Source organism: Amycolatopsis vancoresmycina, assembly GCF_000716785.1.
Classification (GTDB): domain Bacteria; phylum Actinomycetota; class Actinomycetes; order Mycobacteriales; family Pseudonocardiaceae; genus Amycolatopsis; species Amycolatopsis vancoresmycina.
Window position 1 is genome coordinate 1 of sequence record NZ_JNYY01000027.1, and the last position, 17,200, is coordinate 17,200.

The 17,200-nt window shown below is 72.6% G+C and carries 13 protein-coding genes; 3 read left to right on the forward strand and 10 right to left on the reverse strand.

The window, feature by feature from the left end:
- Positions 1-116 precede the first annotated feature (116 nt).
- Positions 117-3,290 carry an ATP-dependent helicase gene (locus OO60_RS39465; protein ID WP_033263303.1) on the reverse strand — a complete coding sequence of 1,058 codons (3,174 nt, stop codon included), beginning with the start codon at positions 3,288-3,290 and terminating at the stop codon, positions 117-119.
- A 162-nt stretch (positions 3,291-3,452) separates the two neighbouring features.
- On the opposite strand from OO60_RS39465, the gene OO60_RS39470 reads away from it, so the two are divergent.
- Positions 3,453-3,773: an MGMT family protein gene (locus OO60_RS39470; protein ID WP_033263304.1), complete on the forward strand. Its 321-nt coding sequence runs from the start codon at positions 3,453-3,455 to the stop codon at positions 3,771-3,773.
- A 227-nt stretch (positions 3,774-4,000) separates the two neighbouring features.
- Here the strand turns inward: OO60_RS39470 and OO60_RS39475 are convergent, their stop codons facing one another.
- On the reverse strand, positions 4,001-4,810 hold the full coding sequence (locus OO60_RS39475) for a uroporphyrinogen-III synthase (RefSeq protein ID WP_004558592.1): 810 nt from the start codon (positions 4,808-4,810) through the stop codon (positions 4,001-4,003).
- The gene (locus OO60_RS39480; protein ID WP_004558593.1) at positions 4,803-5,771 is read right to left on the reverse strand and encodes a helix-turn-helix transcriptional regulator; all 969 of its coding nucleotides are present in this window, start codon (positions 5,769-5,771) and stop codon (positions 4,803-4,805) included. Before OO60_RS39480 ends, OO60_RS39475 begins: the two co-directional genes overlap by 8 nt.
- Positions 5,772-5,833: 62 nt before the next feature.
- On the opposite strand from OO60_RS39480, the gene OO60_RS39485 reads away from it, so the two are divergent.
- Both OO60_RS39485 and OO60_RS39490 read left to right on the forward strand, forming a co-directional pair.
- On the forward strand, positions 5,834-6,229 hold the full coding sequence (locus OO60_RS39485) for a DUF3224 domain-containing protein (RefSeq protein ID WP_004558594.1): 396 nt from the start codon (positions 5,834-5,836) through the stop codon (positions 6,227-6,229).
- A gap of 8 nt (positions 6,230-6,237) precedes the next feature.
- Positions 6,238-7,338, forward strand: coding sequence for a DNA glycosylase AlkZ-like family protein (locus OO60_RS39490; protein ID WP_004558595.1), 1,101 nt, complete (start codon positions 6,238-6,240; stop codon positions 7,336-7,338).
- 72 nt (positions 7,339-7,410) lie between these two features.
- Here the strand turns inward: OO60_RS39490 and OO60_RS39495 are convergent, their stop codons facing one another.
- The 7 genes from OO60_RS39495 to OO60_RS39525 form a co-directional block, all read right to left on the reverse strand.
- Entirely contained in the window at positions 7,411-8,073 is a 663-nt protein-coding gene (locus OO60_RS39495; RefSeq protein WP_004558596.1) for a DUF4097 family beta strand repeat-containing protein, read from the reverse strand.
- 102 nt (positions 8,074-8,175) lie between these two features.
- Positions 8,176-9,279 carry a uroporphyrinogen-III synthase gene (locus OO60_RS39500; RefSeq protein ID WP_004558597.1) on the reverse strand — a complete coding sequence of 368 codons (1,104 nt, stop codon included), beginning with the start codon at positions 9,277-9,279 and terminating at the stop codon, positions 8,176-8,178.
- Positions 9,276-9,620, reverse strand: coding sequence for a nitrite reductase small subunit NirD (gene nirD, locus OO60_RS39505; protein WP_004558598.1), 345 nt, complete (start codon positions 9,618-9,620; stop codon positions 9,276-9,278). The genes OO60_RS39500 and nirD overlap by 4 nt, the downstream gene beginning before the upstream one ends.
- Positions 9,617-12,124, reverse strand: a complete 2,508-nt coding sequence (nirB, locus tag OO60_RS39510) for a nitrite reductase large subunit NirB (RefSeq protein ID WP_004558599.1) — start codon at positions 12,122-12,124, stop codon at positions 9,617-9,619. Before nirB ends, nirD begins: the two co-directional genes overlap by 4 nt.
- Position 12,125: 1 nt before the next feature.
- A complete protein-coding gene (locus OO60_RS39515; protein ID WP_033263305.1) occupies positions 12,126-13,517 on the reverse strand; it encodes a nitrate/nitrite transporter in 1,392 nt (463 codons plus the stop codon).
- Positions 13,514-14,941, reverse strand: a complete 1,428-nt coding sequence (locus OO60_RS39520) for an FAD-dependent oxidoreductase (protein ID WP_004558601.1) — start codon at positions 14,939-14,941, stop codon at positions 13,514-13,516. Before OO60_RS39520 ends, OO60_RS39515 begins: the two co-directional genes overlap by 4 nt.
- Positions 14,938-16,986 (reverse strand): molybdopterin oxidoreductase family protein, encoded by a 2,049-nt coding sequence (locus OO60_RS39525; RefSeq protein WP_033263306.1) that lies wholly within the window; start codon positions 16,984-16,986, stop codon positions 14,938-14,940. The genes OO60_RS39520 and OO60_RS39525 overlap by 4 nt, the downstream gene beginning before the upstream one ends.
- Between the last annotated feature and the right edge of the window lie 214 nt (positions 16,987-17,200).

The window sequence follows — 17,200 nt, forward strand, 5'->3', positions numbered from 1 at the left end:
ATTCGAGACCTCGCACGTCGCGAATGACTCATTCGAGACCTCGCACGTCGCGAATGACTCATTCGAGACCTCGCACGTCGCGAATGACTCATTCGCGGCATCGGGGTGACGGCTGGTCACGGGCCCGGAACCTGCCGTCCCTCGGGCCGGAGCGGGCAGCAGCCCCGCGCCGGGCAGCGATCGCAGTCCACGTTTTCCTGCGCCTGGTAGTCCGGCCCCGCCGCCGAAGCGGCCGCCTTCTGGACCAGCTCCAGCCACTGCTTCCCCCCGACCTCGTCGAGCGGCGGCTGCGACCGCTCCGTCGCTCCCGTCTTGTTGTTCGCCTTCGCGACGTACACCAGCCGCGCGCCGCCCGCCTCGGTCCGGCCCTCGATCGCCCCCAGCAGCACCGCCAGCTGGTACGCCGCCAGCTGCGGGTGCGCCTCGGCGTCCGCGCTGGACACCGGCACCTTGCCCGTCTTGATGTCCACGATCACCGGCCGCCCCTCGGAGTCCAGCTCCACCCGGTCGACCCGGCCGCGCAGCAGCACCCGGACCTCGTCCGAGCCACCCACCGGCAGCTCGACCTCGATGTCCTGCTCGACGCCCGCTTCCTTGAGCTCCGCCCGGCTCTGCTCCAGCCACGTCGTGAAGTTGCGCAGCATCTGCTCGACCCGCCGCCGCTCCCGCCGCGAGAACCACGGCGCCCCGGCGTCGACGCGCACCCACGCCTCGTCCAAGGCCGCCTGCAGCTCGGCGTCCGTGCTGCCGGAGGCCACCGCCTGCGCGAGCCCGTGCACCAGCGTGCCCGTCACCGCCGCCAGCTGCGCCGGGTCGCTGCCGCCGTGCCGCTCGATCATCCAGCGCAGCGGGCACTTCGTGAGAATCTCCACTGTGGACGGTGAGATTCGGATGAGGTCGCCCGGCGGGTGCACCGGCTCGTCGGTGGACGCCGGGAGCAGGCCGTACCACGTCGACGGGTGCGCGCCCGGCACCTTCGCCTCGGCCAGGCGCGCCAGCTGCGTCGCCGCGCGGCGGCGCCGTGCCGGCTCCGCCTTGTCGTCGCAGACGACTTCGCGCAGCTCCCCGACCAGCTCGGCGAGCACCAGCGACCGGCCGGGCGGCTTCATCCGCGAGTCGAGGCCGCCGTCGTCGGCGCCGTTCTCCTCCAGGTCGTCGAGGAACCGGGAGGGCTGCTCGTCCTCGCCTGAGACCGCCGTGACCAGCAGCGTCTGCTTCGCCCGGCTCATCGCGACGTAGAACAGGCGCCGCTCCTCGGCCAGGATCGGCGCGGTCTGGGAGACGGCGTCGTCGTCGACCCCGGCCATCAGGTCCTTGAGCCGTTCCACGCCCAGCACGGATCCGCGCAGCCGCAGGTCCGGCCACGCGCCCTCCTGGACACCGGCGACGGCGACGACCGTCCATTCGCGACCGGCCGCAGCGTGCGCGGTGAGCAGCGAGACACCGTCGGACGGCACGGCCGCCGGTGCCAGCGTGTCGCCCGCGATCCGTTGCGCGCCAAGGTAATCCGCGAAGGAAGCCACGCTCGCCCGGGGCAGCCGGTCGACGTACCGGCCCGCGGCGTCGAACAGCGCGACGACGGCGTCGAGGTCGCGATCGGCCTGTGCGCCCAGCGATCCGCCGCGCTCGACCTGCTTCAGCAGCTTCTCCTGCAGCCCGCTTTCCCGCCACAGCTGCCACAGCACCTGCTCGACGCCGTCGCCGCGCGCCACCGCCTGGTGCGTCACCCGCAGCAGCCCGCCGACGCGCCGCACCGGCTCGGCCTCGGCGTCGGCCAGCCCGGCGAGGATGTCGCCGCCGCGCAACGCCTCCACGAGCAGTTCGTCGCTCGACCGCTGCCCGCCACCGGCCAGCTCGAGCCGGCGCAGCCCGCGCCGCAACCGCCGCAGCGCCAGCGGGTCCGCGCCGCCGAGTGCCGACGACAGCAGCATTTCGGCGAGGTCGACGTCGAGCAGTTCCGGCGCGGGCGCGAGCTTCAGCACGGCCAGCAACGGCCGGACCGCGGGCTGCTTGGCCAGCGGCAGCTCCTCGGTCGCCGACCCGATCGGGACGCCGGCGGCGCGCAACGCGCGTTGCAGGACGAGGAAAGTCCGCGCGGGCGACCGGACGAGCACCGCGATCTCCGACCACGGCACGCCGTCGACGAGGTGCGCGCGGCGGAGCTGGTCGGCGATCCAGCTCGCCTCGGCGGCCGGCGTGGGCATCACGCGCACGCGGACGTTGCCGCCCGTCGCTCCCTTGGGCGGGACGATCTTGCGGTGCGGCGACGCGCCGGGCAGCGTCGCGCCGATCTTGGCCACCGCGAGCCGGACGGCCGGGGCGAGCCGGTGGGCCGTGGTGAGCGTGACGGTCCGGCTGCCGTCCGGGTCGGCGTCGGCGAACAGGCTCGCGTCGGCGCCGCGGAAGGAGAACACGTTCTGGTCGGGGTCGCCGGCCACGACGAACTCGGCCGCGGTGTGCCCGATCACCCGGACCAGGCTGGTCTGCAGCGGGTCGAGGTGGTGGGCGTCGTCGACGAACAGGTGCCGGACGCGGGTGCGCTCGCGTTCGCGCAGCTCGTCGTCGTCCTCCAGGGCCAGCAGCGCGGAGGTGACGAGCTCGGCAGCGTCCAGCGCGGGCGCGCTCGCCACGCCGAGGGCGTTGCCGCCCGCGCCCTGCAGCTGGGTGACCTCTTCGTACTGCGCCCAGAACTGCCCGGCGGCGATCCACTCCTCGCGCCCGCGGCGGCGGCCCAGCTCGGCGAGGTCCTCGGGGCCGAGCCCGCGCTCGGCGGCGCGCATCAGCAGGTCACGCAGCTCTTCGGCGAAGCCGGGCACCATCAGGGCGGGCCGCAGCGCCTCGGGCCAGTACTCGGCCTCTTCGTCGAGGTCACCGGCGAGCAGTTCGCGCACGACGACGTCCTGTTCGGCACCGGCGAGCAGCCGCGGCGGCGGAAGCTCTTCGGCCATCGCCTCCAGCCGTAGCAGCGAGTAGGCGTAGGAGTGCACGGTGCGGACCAGGGGTTCGCGGACGGTCCGGGGCAGCGGCCGCGCCAGCTCGGGGTCGGCGGTCAGCCGCCGGGTGATGTCGGCGCGCAGGGCGTCGGCGGACCGGCGAGACGTGGTGAGCACCAGCACGCTCTCGGGATCGGCGCCCTCGGCGATGCGGCGGGTCGCGGCCGAGGCGAGCAGCGCGGTCTTGCCGGTGCCGGGGCCGCCGAGCACGCGGCGGAACCCCCCGGGCGCGGAGAGCAGCCGCCGGGCGCCTTCGTCCCAGGTGAACGAGGGTGTGGCGGTGACCGGCGTGCGCACCAGCCGCGCGTTCGCCTGCGCCGTTCGCCTCCCGTTCACCCCGCGATGGAACCACGCCGGGTCCCCCGGGTGGTGCACCGGCACGCTTGACAACGGCGAAGCTCGCCCCCGGTGCGGCGGACGGCTGCGGAAAGTGTCGGTGGTGTGCGGCAGAGTGTCGGTATGGACGACGTTCTGCACGAGCGCGTGCGGGAGATCATCGAGTCGGTACCGGCCGGCACGGTGGCGACGTACGGCGACATCGCGGCCCTGGCGGGCGCACCGTCGCCGCGCATGGTGGGCGCAATCCTCGCCGAGGACGGCCACGACCTGCCGTGGCACCGGATCCTGCGCGCGAACGGGACCCCGGCGCCGCATCTGGCCCACGACCAGCTGGAGAGGTTGCGGGCGGAGGGGGTGCTGGCCGATGGGCAGCGCGTGGACCTGCGGAAGTACCGGTGGAAGCCGGAGGGGGAGGAGGAGGTCGAGGGGTTGTTGTTCTAGGCGCGGCCGGGGAGGGGCCGGGGGGCCGCGGAGGAGTAGGACCGGACGGCAGGGCGGGCCTGGGTCCCGCGGGGTCGGCCAGAGGCCGGAGGGCCCGGGCGGGTGGCCGAAGCTCATGCGCTGGGCGCCGAGGCCGGAGGCGCGCCGATGCCATGGAACCCCGAGGCCGCGACCCAGTAGCCAGGGCCGGTAGCAGGCGGAGGCGCCGCGACCGCGGCCGTCCGGCGCTACCCCTTGCCCAACTTCGTGACCAGCAGCTTCACCAGCGCACCCAGCCGCTGGCGGTCCGGCTGCACCGTCCCGATGCCCGCCTCCTCCAGCGGTGCCGCCGTCACCGGGCCCACGCACGCCACCACCGTGCGCCCCCGCAGGGCCGCGAGCAGCTCGTCGTGGCGGCCGTACGACCGGGCCAGCGTCAAGAAGTTCGCCGCCGCCGGGGCGCTCGTGAACGCCAGTGCGTCCAGCTCGCCCGCCAGTACCGCGTCGATCAGCTCGTGCACCGGCGTCACGTCCGGCGGCGAATGCCAGCGGTACGGCTGCACCTGCACCACCGCCGCCCCGGCCCGGACCAGCGGGTCCGTGTGCTCCGGCAGCGGCGTTCCGTGCAACTGGACGGCCACCCGCGCGCCGTCCACCCCGGCCGCCGCCAGTGCGCCGAACAGCTCGGCGTTCGACTCCGAAGCCGCTGAAAAGGACTCCCGCAGGCCCGCGCCGCGGATCGCGCCGACCGCTTTCGGGCCGCGGGCGTAGATCCGGGAGTGCTCCAGCTCCGTCACGAGCCGGTCGCGCAGGCCCCAGTCCTCGGCCGCTGACAACCAGCCGCGAAAGCCCGCTCCCGTCGTCACCACCGTGAAGGCGACCGGCTCCGCCAGCACCGCCTCGGTGCCCGCGCGCAGCGAAGGGTCCGTGGCCAGGGGGACGATGGTGATCGTCGGCGCGTGGCGGACGTCGGCGCCGTAGCGCTCGAGGGCCGTGATGAAGTCGTCGGCTCGCCGCTCGGCCGTGACCCCGATGGCGATCCCGCTCAGCTCACCCATAGCACGCGCCCATCTCCTCGATCGCCTCGGCCAGCTCCGCCCGCAGGTCCGCCGGTTCGAGGACCTCCAGGTGCGGCCCGAAGCGCAGCAGCTCGCCGATGGCCGGTTCGCCCGGCTCCACCGGCAGCTCCACGGTGAGCCAGCCGTCCGCGTCGGGCTCGTTGCGGCACTCGCGCAAGGCGCGGGCGCCGACAGAACCTGCGTAGAACGGTACGAGAGCCTGCGCCCGCGGCGAAAGCCGCACCACCGCGACGCGCGGGTACATCCGGCGTTCGAACTGCTCGGACCACTCCTGCCAGTACCGCGCGAGGTCGAACCCGGCCGGCCGCTCGAACGCCTCGCCGAGGTCGGTCAGCTCGAGGATCCGCGAAATCCGGTACGTCCGGTCCGTGCCGTCGCAGCGGGCCGCCAGGTACCAATTGCCCGCCTTGAGGATCAGCCCCAGCGGTTCGACGTCCCGCTCGACGACCCGCTGCCCCCACCGCTCGTAGCGGATCCGGATCCGGTGCGACGACCACACGGCGTCGGCGATCGCCGACAGCGTCGGCAGGCTTTCGATGCCCCGGTGCCAGCCGGGAACGTCCAGGTAGAACCGCTCGGCGACGCGGCCGGCGCGGTCGCGCAGCTCCTCCGGGAGTGCGGCGTACAGCTTGAGCTGCGCCGCCGCCAGCACCGTGCCGAGCCCCAGCTCGGCCGCCGCGACCGGCAGCCCGGCCAGCGACAGCGACTGGGCCTCCTCCTCGGTCATCCCGGTGAGCCGGGTGCGGTAGCCGTCGACCAGCCGGTAGCCGCCGGTGCGGCCGCGGTCGGCGTACACCGGGACACCGGACGCCGAGAGCGCGTCGATGTCGCGGTAGACCGTCCGGACCGAAACCTCCAGCTCTTCGGCCAGCTCTTCGGCCGTCATCCGGCCGCGGTTCTGCAGCAGCAGGAGGACGGACAGCAGGCGGCTCGCACGCATGGTCCGATTTTGGCAGAAATACCTGACACGAGCTGACAGGTATGCCCGGCAGGGTGAGTCCCATGAACGGATTCACCACGAAGAACTGGGAAGAGAAGATCGTCAGCGGCACCGAGGGCGGCCCCCGCGTGGCGTACGCGCACGCCACCTTCGCGTACGAAGGCGTCCTCGAGGGCGAGTCGATCTGCGACCTTCTGCTGTACTACGCAGGCGAAGGGTACGAAAGCGGCGAGACGACGTCGCCGTGCTTCGAACGCTTCGAGGGCAAGGTCGACGGTCGCGAAGGGACGTTCGTCGTGCGCCACGAGTACACGTTCGACGCCAAGGGCATCGCCTCGGCGTTCACCGTGGTGCCGGGTTCGGGCACCGGCGAGCTGGCCGGGCTGACCGGCAGCGGCACCGCCGGTGGCGCGCTCGGCGAGGACAAGGTGGCCTACACCTTCGAGTACGCGTTCTAGGAGCTGCCGTGGACCGCCGTCAGGTACTCGCCTACCGCATCGCCGAGCACGGCCTGCACCGCTCGGCGAAGGACGTCGCCGACCTCGCGGTCGTCCGGGCCGGGCTGCAGGACAGCATGCGCGACACCGCGCTGCTCGCCCTGGTGGCCCGCCTCGGCGGCGAGGTGTCCCTCGAGGACGACCGGCTGGTCCTGGCCTGGACACTGCGCGGCGCGCCGCACTACCACCTGCGCGCGGACCTGCCCGAGGCGATCCGCGCGCTGATCCCGCTCGACGACGCGGACGCGCTGGCCCGCATGTTGTGGCAGCGCAAGGAAATGGCGGCGACCGGGCTGGCCGCGACCGAGGTGGTCTTCACGGCGGCCGCGGCGCTGCGCGAGGTCGTCACGGAACCGATGACGAAGGGCGCGGTCTCGACGGCGGTCACCCAGCGCCTGCCCCCGTCGTTCTCGCGCTGGTGCCGGGGTTGCAACGCGACGCACATCCAGGAGCAGCTGATGCGCATCGCGTCCCCGCTCGGCGGCGTCCGCCTGGTGACGGGGGCGTCCCCGGCGACGCTGGCCCCGCTGGAGGGCCGCGGCCGGCTGCGGAAGACCCCGGACCCGGCCGCGGCGACGGCGGTGATCGAGCGGTACCTGCGGTTGAACGGCCCGGCGTCCCCCGGCGAAGCGGCGGAGTTCGCGGGCACGGCCCGGGCGGTGGTGGACCGGACGTGGCCCGCGGACCTGGCTTCGGTGGAGGTCGAGGGCAAGACGCGGTACCTGCCACCGGACCGCCTCGCGGCTTTGGAAAGCCCACCGGAGCCGGACGTGGTGCGGCTGCTGCCCCCGCTGGACCCGTTCATCCAGGCCCGCGACAAGGCATTGCTCGTTCCGGACCCGTTGCGGCGCAAGGAGGTCTGGAAGATGCTGGGCAACCCGGGGGTGCTGCTGGCGGACGGCGACATCGCGGGGACTTGGCGCACGAAGGGCAGCGGCGCGAAGCTGACGTTCACCGTGACGGCGTTCGACCCGTTGCGCCCGGCGGTCCGGGAGGAAGCGGAAGCCGAGGCGGCCCGGGTGGCGGCGGCCCGGGGGTTCGAGAAGCACGCGGTCACCTGGGCCGGCTGAGCGCCCGCGGGGGCGCCCCCCGTCTTCCATTCTACCGGCCGGCACCGACAATTTCGGCGTCCCAACCGGGCCTCACACGCTGTGGGCGTCGATGTCGCCGTAGGACGTGGTCGCCCGGATGGTCAACCCCGCCGCACCCTCGTTCTTCAGCGCGTTGCGGATCCGCCCGTACGTCGTCCCCGCGTCCAGCGACGCCGACACCCCCGCCGCCGCGCCGACCGTGATGTTGCCCGCCTGGGTGCTCAGGACCACGTTGCCGCTCGCCGCCTCCGCGATGCGGATGTCGCCCTTGCCCGTCGTGATCTCCGCCGGGCCCGTCAGGCGGCCGATCGAGATGTCGCCCGCGTGGGCCGTCAACCGCAGGCTTGCCGCCTCGTCGATGACCACCTCGCCGTGCGCTCCCGAGACCGTGACGTCGCCCAGCGGGCCGTCGCCCCGCAGCTCCACGCTGGCCGCCTTGGCCTCGACCGACGAGCCCGATGGCAGCTCGATCGTCACGTCGATCGCGCCGGACGGGCCGAAGTACTGGTTCTTGGCCTCGAGCGAAACCCGCAGCACGCCGTCGGCGAAGGAGACCTCGGCCTGCGAAGCCGCCTTCACGTCGCGGCTCTTCGCGGGGTCGGCGGGGCGGACCTGGACCGTGCTGTCCGAGCGGTCGGAAGCGACGAACCGGACGCGGCCGGCCGGGATGTCGAGGACGGTGGCGATCGGGGCGGTGGTGGTGAACTTCTGCATCGGATTCTCCTTGACTCGGTGTGTGAACCCACCTTCGCCGGGCCCGCTGACACCGGAAGGCCACCGCACTGACACGGCCGCTGACACAGCTGACGCAGCCGGTCAGACGTCCACCGCCAGCCGGTATCCCCGCTTCACCACCGTCTGGACCACCTTCCCGCCGCCCAGTGACGTCCGCAGCCGCCCGATCGCCGTCTCCACCGCGTGCTCCTCCCCGCCCCCCGGCAACGCCGAGATCAGCTCCCGCCGCGACACCACCCGCCCCGGTGACGCAGCCAACGCACGCAGCAACGCCATCGGCGCCGGCGCCACTTCGCACCACTCGCCGTCCACGATGGCCGCCTGGCCGCGCAGCTCGATCGACCTGCCGCCCGCCCGCAGCCGCGGGGATCGCGCCACCAGGGTCTCCGCCACCGTGCGGGCCAGTGCGCCGATGCGCGCTCGGTGGGGCTGGACCGTCGGCACCCCCAAAGCCGCCAACGGTCCAGCCGTTATGGGGCCGACGCACGCCGCCACCACCGGGCCCGACAGCGCCGTGACCAGGCCGGGGAGCCGGCCCGTGCGCCGGGCCAGTGCGATGAGCGACGCCGCCGCCGGGGCGCTCGTGAACGGCAGTGCGTGGATCGAGCCGTCCAGGACACCGTCCAGGAGGCGGTCCACCGGGCCCGGGTCGGCCGGGCCGACCCAGCGGTACACCGAGATTTCGATGACCTCCGCCCCGGCCGCGCGCAGCGTGTCCACGAAGTACGGCAACGGCTCCCCGTGCAGCTGCACCGCGATCCGCAGCCCGTCGACCCCCGACGACAGCAGGTGCTGCAGCAGCTCCGCGTTGCTCTCCGACGCGGGCGAGTACGACTCCGACAGCCCGGCCGCCCGCAGCGCGCCGGTCACCTTCGGGCCACGGGCCAGCAGCGACGCCGACGAAAGCCGCGCCAGCAGCGGGTCACCCAGTCCCCAGCCCTCGGCCGCCTCCAGCCAGCCGCGGAAGCCGATGCCGGTGGTCGCGACGACCGCGTCCACCGGCGAGGACAGCAACGCGGTGGTCGCCGCGTGCAGCTCGGTGTCGTCCGTCAGCGGCACGATCCGGATCGCCGGGCCGTAGCGGACGCTCGCCCCCTTGCGCACCAGCAGCGCGCCGAGCTCGTCAGCCCGGCGCGCCGCGGTGATGCCGATCACGAAACCGGCCAGTGGGAGCACATCGCTCACGGGCTCTCCACTTCGACTACGCCTTCCCGCACGCGCACCTCGTACACCGGCACCGAAACGTCCGGAGCGTCCAGGCACCGGCCGGTTTCGAGGGCGAACCGTTCCTTGTAGACCGGCGACGCGACCACCGGCACGCCGTCCGCGTCGCCGACGATGCCGCGCGAGAGCACCGCCGCGCCGCTGCACGGGTCCCAGTTGGACAGTGCGAAGAACCGGTCGCCGGGCAGCCGGAAGATCGCCACCTGCACGCCGCCGTCGAGCAGGGCCGCGACCCCGGCGTGCTCGGGCACCGCGCCGGCCGGGCAGATCGCCGTCCAGGTCCGCTGGATCGAAGTAGTCATCGACGCACCTCCGGCACTCCGAGCATCACGGGCACTTTCTGCTGCCGCTCCGAGCGGAACGAGATGGCCGGGTCGGGCGTGCCCGGCGCGTTGACGAACGAGGTGAAGCGCGCCAGCTTCTCCGGGTCCTCCAGGACGCCCTTCCACTCGTCGGCGTAGTTGTCGACGTGCTTGACCATCGCCGCGTCGAGGTCCTCGCAGATGCCGAGCGAGTCGTCGACGATGACCGCGCGCAGGTGGTCGAGCCCGCCTTCGAGCTCCTCGATCCACGGCGCGGTCCGCTGCAGCCGATCGGCCGTGCGCACGTAGAACATGAGGAACCGGTCGATCGTGCGGATCAGGGTAGCAGTGTCCACATCGGACACGAGCAGCTCGGCGTGCCGCGGGGTGGTGCCGCCGTTGCCGCCGACGTAGAGGTTCCAGCCGTTCTCCGTGGCGATGATGCCGAAGTCCTTGCTCCGCGCCTCCGCGCACTCCCGGGCGCACCCCGACACGGCCGACTTGAGCTTGTGCGGCGACCGCAGCCCGCGGTAGCGCAGCTCCAGCTCGATCGCCAGCCCGACGCTGTCCTGGACGCCGTAGCGGCACCACGTCGACCCGACGCACGACTTCACCGTCCGCAGCGCCTTGCCGTACGCGTGCCCGGACTCGAAGCCCGCGTCGACGAGCCGCCGCCAGATCAGCGGCAGCTGGTCCACCGTCGCGCCGAACAGGTCGATCCGCTGGCCGCCGGTGATCTTGGTGTACAGCCCGAAGTCGCGCGCCACCTCGCCGATCACGATCAGCTTGTCCGGGGTGATCTCGCCGCCCGGGATCCGCGGGACCACCGAGTACGTGCCGTTGCGCTGCAGGTTCGCCAGGTACCGGTCGTTGGTGTCCTGCAACGTCATCTGCTCGCCGCCGAGCACGTGCCCGTTGCCCAGGGTGGCCAGGATGGACGCCACCGCCGGCTTGCAGATCGCGCAGCCGCTGCCCGAGCCGTAGCGGCCGATCAGCTCGCTGAACGTCGTGATCCGCGTCGCCTGGACGATCTCGAACAGCTCCGCGCGCGACTGCGGGAAGTGCTCGCAGACGGCCTTCGACTGCTCGACCCCGGCCGCGCTGAGCAGCTTGCCCAGCAGCGGGACGCACGACCCGCAGGCGGTGCCCGCCCGGGTGCACGCCTTGAGCTTCGGGACGGTGTCGCAGCCGTCCTCGTGGATGGCGTTCGTGATCGCGCCCTTGGACACCGCGTTGCACGAGCAGATCTGCGCCGCGTCGGGCAGCGCGTCGACGCCGACCGCGGCGCCGCCACCCGCCGGGGCGAGGATCGCGCCCGGCTCGGCCGGCAGCGGACGCCCGACCAGCGCACGCAGGGTGTTGTACTCGGTCGCGTCGCCGACGAGGACGCCGCCGAGCAGCGTCTTGCCGTCGTCGGTGACCACGAGCTTCTTGTACGTCCCGGCGACCGCGTCGTTGACGGCGACCTCGAGGGCACCTTCCGACTGAGCGTGCGCGTCCCCGAAGGAAGCGACGTCGACGCCCATCAGCTTCAGCTTGGTGGACGTGTCCGGTTCCGGGAACGTCCCGGCCCCGCCGGTGAGCTGCGCGGCGACGATCTCCGCCATCGCGTACCCGGGCGCCACGATGCCGTACACGCGGCCCTCGACCGCGGCGCACTCACCGATCGCGTAGATCGCCGGGTCGCTGGTGCGGCAGGAGGCGTCGGTCAGGACACCGCCACGCGGGCCGAGGTCCAAACCGGACTGCCGGGCCAGGTCGTCCCGCGGCCGGACCCCGGCGGAGAACACGACCAGGTCGACGTCCAGCTCGGTGCCGTTGCCCAGCTTGGCCAGCAGCCGCGAGCCGTCGGCCTCGATGGCGTCGGTGGACGTTCCCGTGTGGACGGTGACGTCCAGGTTGGTGATCAGCCGCCGCAGCAGCGCGCCGCCGCCCTCGTCGACCTGCAACGGCATCAGGCGCGGCGCCATCTCGACGACGTGCGGGGACAAGCCCATGTCCCGCAGCGCCTTCGCCGCCTCCAGGCCGAGCAGGCCACCGCCGATGACGACGGCCGAGCGACGACCGCGGCCCGGCTTGTCGACCGCGGCCGCGCGGATGCGGTCGAGGTCCTCAATGGTCCGGTAGACGAAACAGCCGTCCAGGTCGTGCCCGGGCACCGGCGGCACGAACGGCCGCGAACCGGTGGCCAGCACCAGGGCGTCGTAGGAAACGACGTCGCCGGAGGCCGTGGTCACGGTCTTCGAAGACCGGTCCACCGAGACGGCCAGCTCACCGAGCCGGAGATCCACAACGGAGTCGCCCGCGTAGTCCGAGCCGGGGAGCGCCAGCGTGGCCGGGTCCCAAGTGTCCACATAGGACGTCAGCGCCACCCGGTCGTACGCCGGGCGCGGCTCCTCGGACAGGACGACGATGTGCCAGCTGCCGGAAGGGTCTTCCGCACGCACCGCCTCCACGAGCCGGTGGGCGACCATGCCGTGTCCGGCGACGACCAGGGTGGGCATCTCAGACCTCCGCTCCCGCGAGCGCCAGACCGCGCTCACTCGTGGGCTGTTCGGCGGGCTTGCGCAGGTAGACCGCCCAGGTGACGGCGAAGCAGAGCCCGTAGAAGACGAGGAATCCGATGAAGGCGGGCACGCCGCTCTTCGCGTCGGCGAACGACTGCCGGAAGGCCAGGTTGATGAACAACCCGCCTTCGGCCCCGATCGCGCCGGCCAGGCCGATCAGCGCGCCGGACAGCCGCCGCGCCTTGAGCAGCTCGGCCGCCTCTTCGGCGCCGTTCGAGATCGCCACCTTCGCCTTGGCCCGGAAGATGGCCGGGATCATCTTGTACGTCGAGCCGTTGCCGATGCCGGTGAGCACGAACAGCACGATGAAGGCGATCGTGAACAGCGCCAGGGACTTCGACGTCGAGGCGAGGATCAGCACGACCGTGGCCAGCGCCATCCCGATGAAGGTGGCGAAGGTGACCTTGCCGCCGCCGATGCGGTCGGACAGCCAGCCACCGGCCGGCCGCGAGATCGAACCGAGCAGCGGGCCGAGGAACGTCACCGCGGCCGCCTGCAACGGGGTGCGGCCGAACTGGTTCTGCAGCACCAGGCCGAAGGCGAAGCTGTAGCCGATGAACGAGCCGAACGTGCCGACGTAGAGGAAGGACATCACCCAGGTGTGCGGGTCCTTGACGACCTCGCGCATCGCCTTCGTGTCGCCCTTCATCGTGGCGAGGTTGTCCATGAAGAAGTACGCGCACAGCGCCGCGATCACGATCAGCGGGAGGTAGATGAACAGCACCAGCCGGGGCGCGGTCGCGCCCGCCGTGCCGATCACCAGGAGCCCGACCAGCTGGATCGCCGCGACGCCGAGGTTGCCGCCGCCGGCGTTGAGGCCCAGCGCCCAGCCCTTGTGCTTCTCGGGGTAGAAGGCGTTGATGTTCGTCATCGACGACGCGAAGTTGCCGCCGCCGACCCCGCCGAGCGCCGCGACCAGCAGGAACGTGCCGAGTGACGTGCCGGGGTGCAGCACGATCGCGGCCAGCGTGGTCGGGATCAGCAGCAGCACGGCGGACACGACGGTCCAGTTGCGGCCGCCGAACTTCGCCACGGCGAAGGTGTAGGGCAGCCGCATCAGGCCGCCGATCAGGGTCGGCGTCGAGACGAGCAGGAACTTGTCCGCGGCGGAAAAGCCGTAGTCCTTGCCCATGAATAGGACGATGACCGACCACAGGGTCCAGATCGAGAAGCCGATGTGCTCGGCGAAGACGGAGAACCACAGGTTGCGGCGGGCGACATTCTTGCCGGTGGACTCCCAGAACTGTTCGTTCTCGGGTTCCCAGTGCTCGATCCAGTGCTTTCCTCGGTGGGCCACGGCGTTCTCCTCAGTGCGGGTCGGATCGGTCATTGCGCGGCGAGCCAGTTCGCGATGCCGCCGACGGTGTCGGTGCACCCGCCGCATCCCGTCGTGGCTCGCGTGGCCCGCGCCAGTGCGGGGGTGTCGGTGGCCCCGGCCTTCCAGGCTTCGATCAGCCGGCCCTTCGTGACGTTGTTGCAGCGGCAGATGACGGCCGCCGCGGGCAGGTCGGCGGGGCTGGCCGCGGGGGTGCTGCCGCTGGGCAGCGCGCGGCCGAGCAGGACGGCGAGCCGGTCTTCCGGCAGCGGCGTCCCGCGGTCGTGGAACTGGGTGATCGTGGCGGCCGCGTCGGGCAGGCCGAGCAGGATCGCCCCGGTGACGCGGTTTTCGCGGACGACGAGCTTGCCGTACCGGCCACCGGTGGGGTCGTTGAAGGTGAGCACCTCGGCGCCGTTGTCGGATGCTTCGAGCTGGGTCTCGCCGAGGGCGGCGAGGTCGATGCCGCGGGCCTTGAGCCGGGTGACGGCCGTGGTGCCGCGGTAGCGGGCCGCCGCGTTCGTCCCGGTGAGGACGTCGGCGAGGACCTCGGCCTGCTCCCAGGCGGGCTGGATCAGCCCGGCCGGGGCGCCGGGGTGACGGGCGCAGTCCCCGAGGGCGTGGATGCGGCCGTCGCTGGTGCGCAGGACGTCGTCCACAAGCACAGCTCCGTCGACGTCCAGCCCGGCTTCGGCGGCCAGGCGCGTTTCGGCGCGGACGCCGGCGGCGACCACGACCAGGTCGGCCGGGACGAGCGTGCCGTCGTCGAGCTTGAGCCCGTCGCCGGGCAGGTAGCGGGCGGCGGTGGCGCCGAACTTGAACGTCACGCCCATTTCGGTGAGCTGCCGGGCCAGCACGTGGCCGGCGGCCGGGTCGAGCTGGCGTTCCATGACGTGGCCCAGCGGGTGCACGACGGTCACCTGGTTGCCGCGCCCGGCCAGCCCGCGGGCGGCTTCGAGGCCGAGCAGGCCGCCGCCGAGCACCGCGACCGGGGCGCCGAAGCGGGCGGCGTCGAGGATCTTGGCGCAGTCGTCCAGGCTGCGGAACGCGACCACGCCTGGTCCCGCCTCCAGGCCCTCGACCGGCGGGATCCAGGGGTTCGCGCCGGTGGCGAGCACGAGGGCGTCGTAGTCCACAGTGGATCCGTCGGCGAGTTCGACGCAGCGCTTCCCGCGGTCGATGCGGGCGACGTCGACACCGAGGCGGAGGTCGATGTTGTGCCGCTGGGCCCACTCGTCGTCGTGGAGGCGGACGCTCTCGGCGCTCATGCCCCCGGCGACGACGGCGGACAGCAGCACGCGGTTGTAGGCCGCGTGTTTCTCGGCGCCGAGGACGGTCAGGCGGACCCGTTCGGCGATCGGGTCGCGGCGGCGGATCTCGTCGGCCAGCCGGGCACCGGCCATGCCGTAGCCGACGATGACGACTTCGCGGGGGGTCATGCGGCACCATCCACAGTAGACAGGGACACGGCACACACCTTGAACTCCGGCATCCGGCTCACCGGGTCGAGCGCGGGGTTGGTGAACAGGTTGGCGCGCTGTTCACCCGGGAAGTGGAACGGCAGGAAAACGAGATCGGGCTTGAGGCTTTGGACGAACCGGACTTTCGCGGTCATCTCCCCGCGCCGCGATCGGATCCGCGCGGGATCGCCTTCTTCGAGCCCGGCACGCTTGGCGGTGTCCGGGTGGACCTCGACGAACGCCTCCGGGACGACGTCGTTGAGCTCCTGCACGAGCCGGGTCTGGGCGCCCGACTGGTAGTGCTGCAGCACGCGGCCGGTGGTGGCCTGCAAGGGGAATTCCTCGTCCGGCAGCTCGGCCGGGCCGGTGTGCTCGACCGGGGTGAACCGCGCGCGGCCGTCCGGGTGGGCGAAGGCGTCGAGGAACATCCGCGGGGTGCCGGGGTGGTCGTCCGCCGGGACCGGCCAGTGCAGGGCCTCGCCCGCGCGGAGGCGGTCGTAGCTGACGCCGGAGTAGTCGGCGATGCCGCCCTTGGACGCGATCCGCAGTTCCTCGAACACCGTCTCGGCGTCGGCCGGGAACCGGCCTTCGGGCTGCCCCAGCCGGTGCGCGAGGCCGTTCAGGACGTCGAGGTCGGACCGGACGCCCGGCGGTGGCGTCAACGCCTTGCGGCGCAGCAGGATCCGGCCTTCCAGGTTGGTGAGCGTGCCGTCCTCTTCGGCCCACTGGGTGACGGGCAGGACGACGTCGGCGAGCGCGGCGGTCTCCGAGAGGACGAAGTCGGCGACGACCAGGAAGTCCAGTTCGGACAGTCGATCTTGGACGCGCTGCGAGCGCGGCGCCGAGACGACGACGTTGCTGCCGAACACCATCAGCGCCTTCGGGCCGTTGTCCTGGCCGAGCGCTTCGAGGAGTTCGGTGGCCGAGCGGCCGGGGCCGGGCAGGCTTTCGGCGTCGACACCCCAGACACCGGCGACGTATTCGCGGGCGGCCGGGTCGTCGAGCTTGCGGTAGCCGGGGAGCTGGTCGGCTTTCTGGCCGTGCTCGCGGCCGCCCTGGCCGTTGCCCTGGCCGGTGAGGCAGCCGTAGCCGGAGCCCTGGCGGCCGGGGAGGCCGAGGCTCAGCGCGAGGTTGATCCAGGCGCCGACGGTCGCGGTGCCGGTGGCGTGCTGCTCGGTGCCGCGGGCGGTGAGGACGTAGGCGTTGCGGGCTCCAGCGAGCTTCTCGGCGGCGAGGCGCATGTCGGCGGCCGAGACGCCGGTGACGCGCTCGGCGCGCTCCGGCCACCAGCTCGCCGCGATGCGCCACATTTCGGCGAACCCGCTCGTCCTCTCGTCCACATAGGACTGGTTCAGGTGACCGCCTTCGACGACGGCGTGCAGGATCCCCAGTGCCAGCGCGAGGTCCGTGCCGGGCGCGGGTGCCAGGTGCAGGCTCGCCAGCTCGGCGGTCGGGGTGCGGCGTGGGTCGACGACGATCAGGTCGCTGCCGCGCAGGTGCTGGGTGAACGGCGGCATGGTCTCGGCCGGGTTCGCTCCTGCGAGCAGCACGACGTCGGCGTTCTTGAGGTCGGTGACGGGGAACGGCATCCCGCGGTCCGCGCCGAACGCCTTGATCCCCGCGGCGGCGGCCGAGGACATGCAGAAGCGGCCGTTGTAGTCGATCTGCGACGTGCCGAGCGCTACCCGGGCGAACTTGCCGAGCAGGTAGGCCTTTTCGTTGGTCAGGCCGCCGCCGCCGAAGATCGCTACGCCGTCGGGGCCGTGTGCTTCCTGTGTTTCGCGGAGTTTCCGGGCGACGTGGTCGAGGGCGAAGTTCCAGCTCACCGGCTCGAGTGCGCCGTTCACCCGCAGCATCGGCGTGGTCAGGCGCTTCGGGGAGGTGAGGAGGCTGCCGGAGGTCCAGCCCTTCTGGCACAGGCCGCCTGCGTTGACCGGGAAGTCCCGCGGTGTCACTCGGGTGCCGTTGAGGCTCATCCCGCACTGCAGGGCGCAGTACGGGCAGTGGGTGTCTACCTGCGGCATCGGGCACCTCCTCGGCGGTTCGGGCTTGCCCTGACGCTAAGGAGGCCGTGTTAACCGGATTCGACCGAATGTTTCAGGCAGTTGACATTGCGGCGGTGTTTCCGGGGCCCGGTCGGTGAGATCGCCGTCCAGCTGGCGGGAGTTCGGAGGTCAGTGGGGCTGTCGGGGAGGTGACATGGGGGCTTGGGATGTGGGTCACAAGCTGCCAGTACTT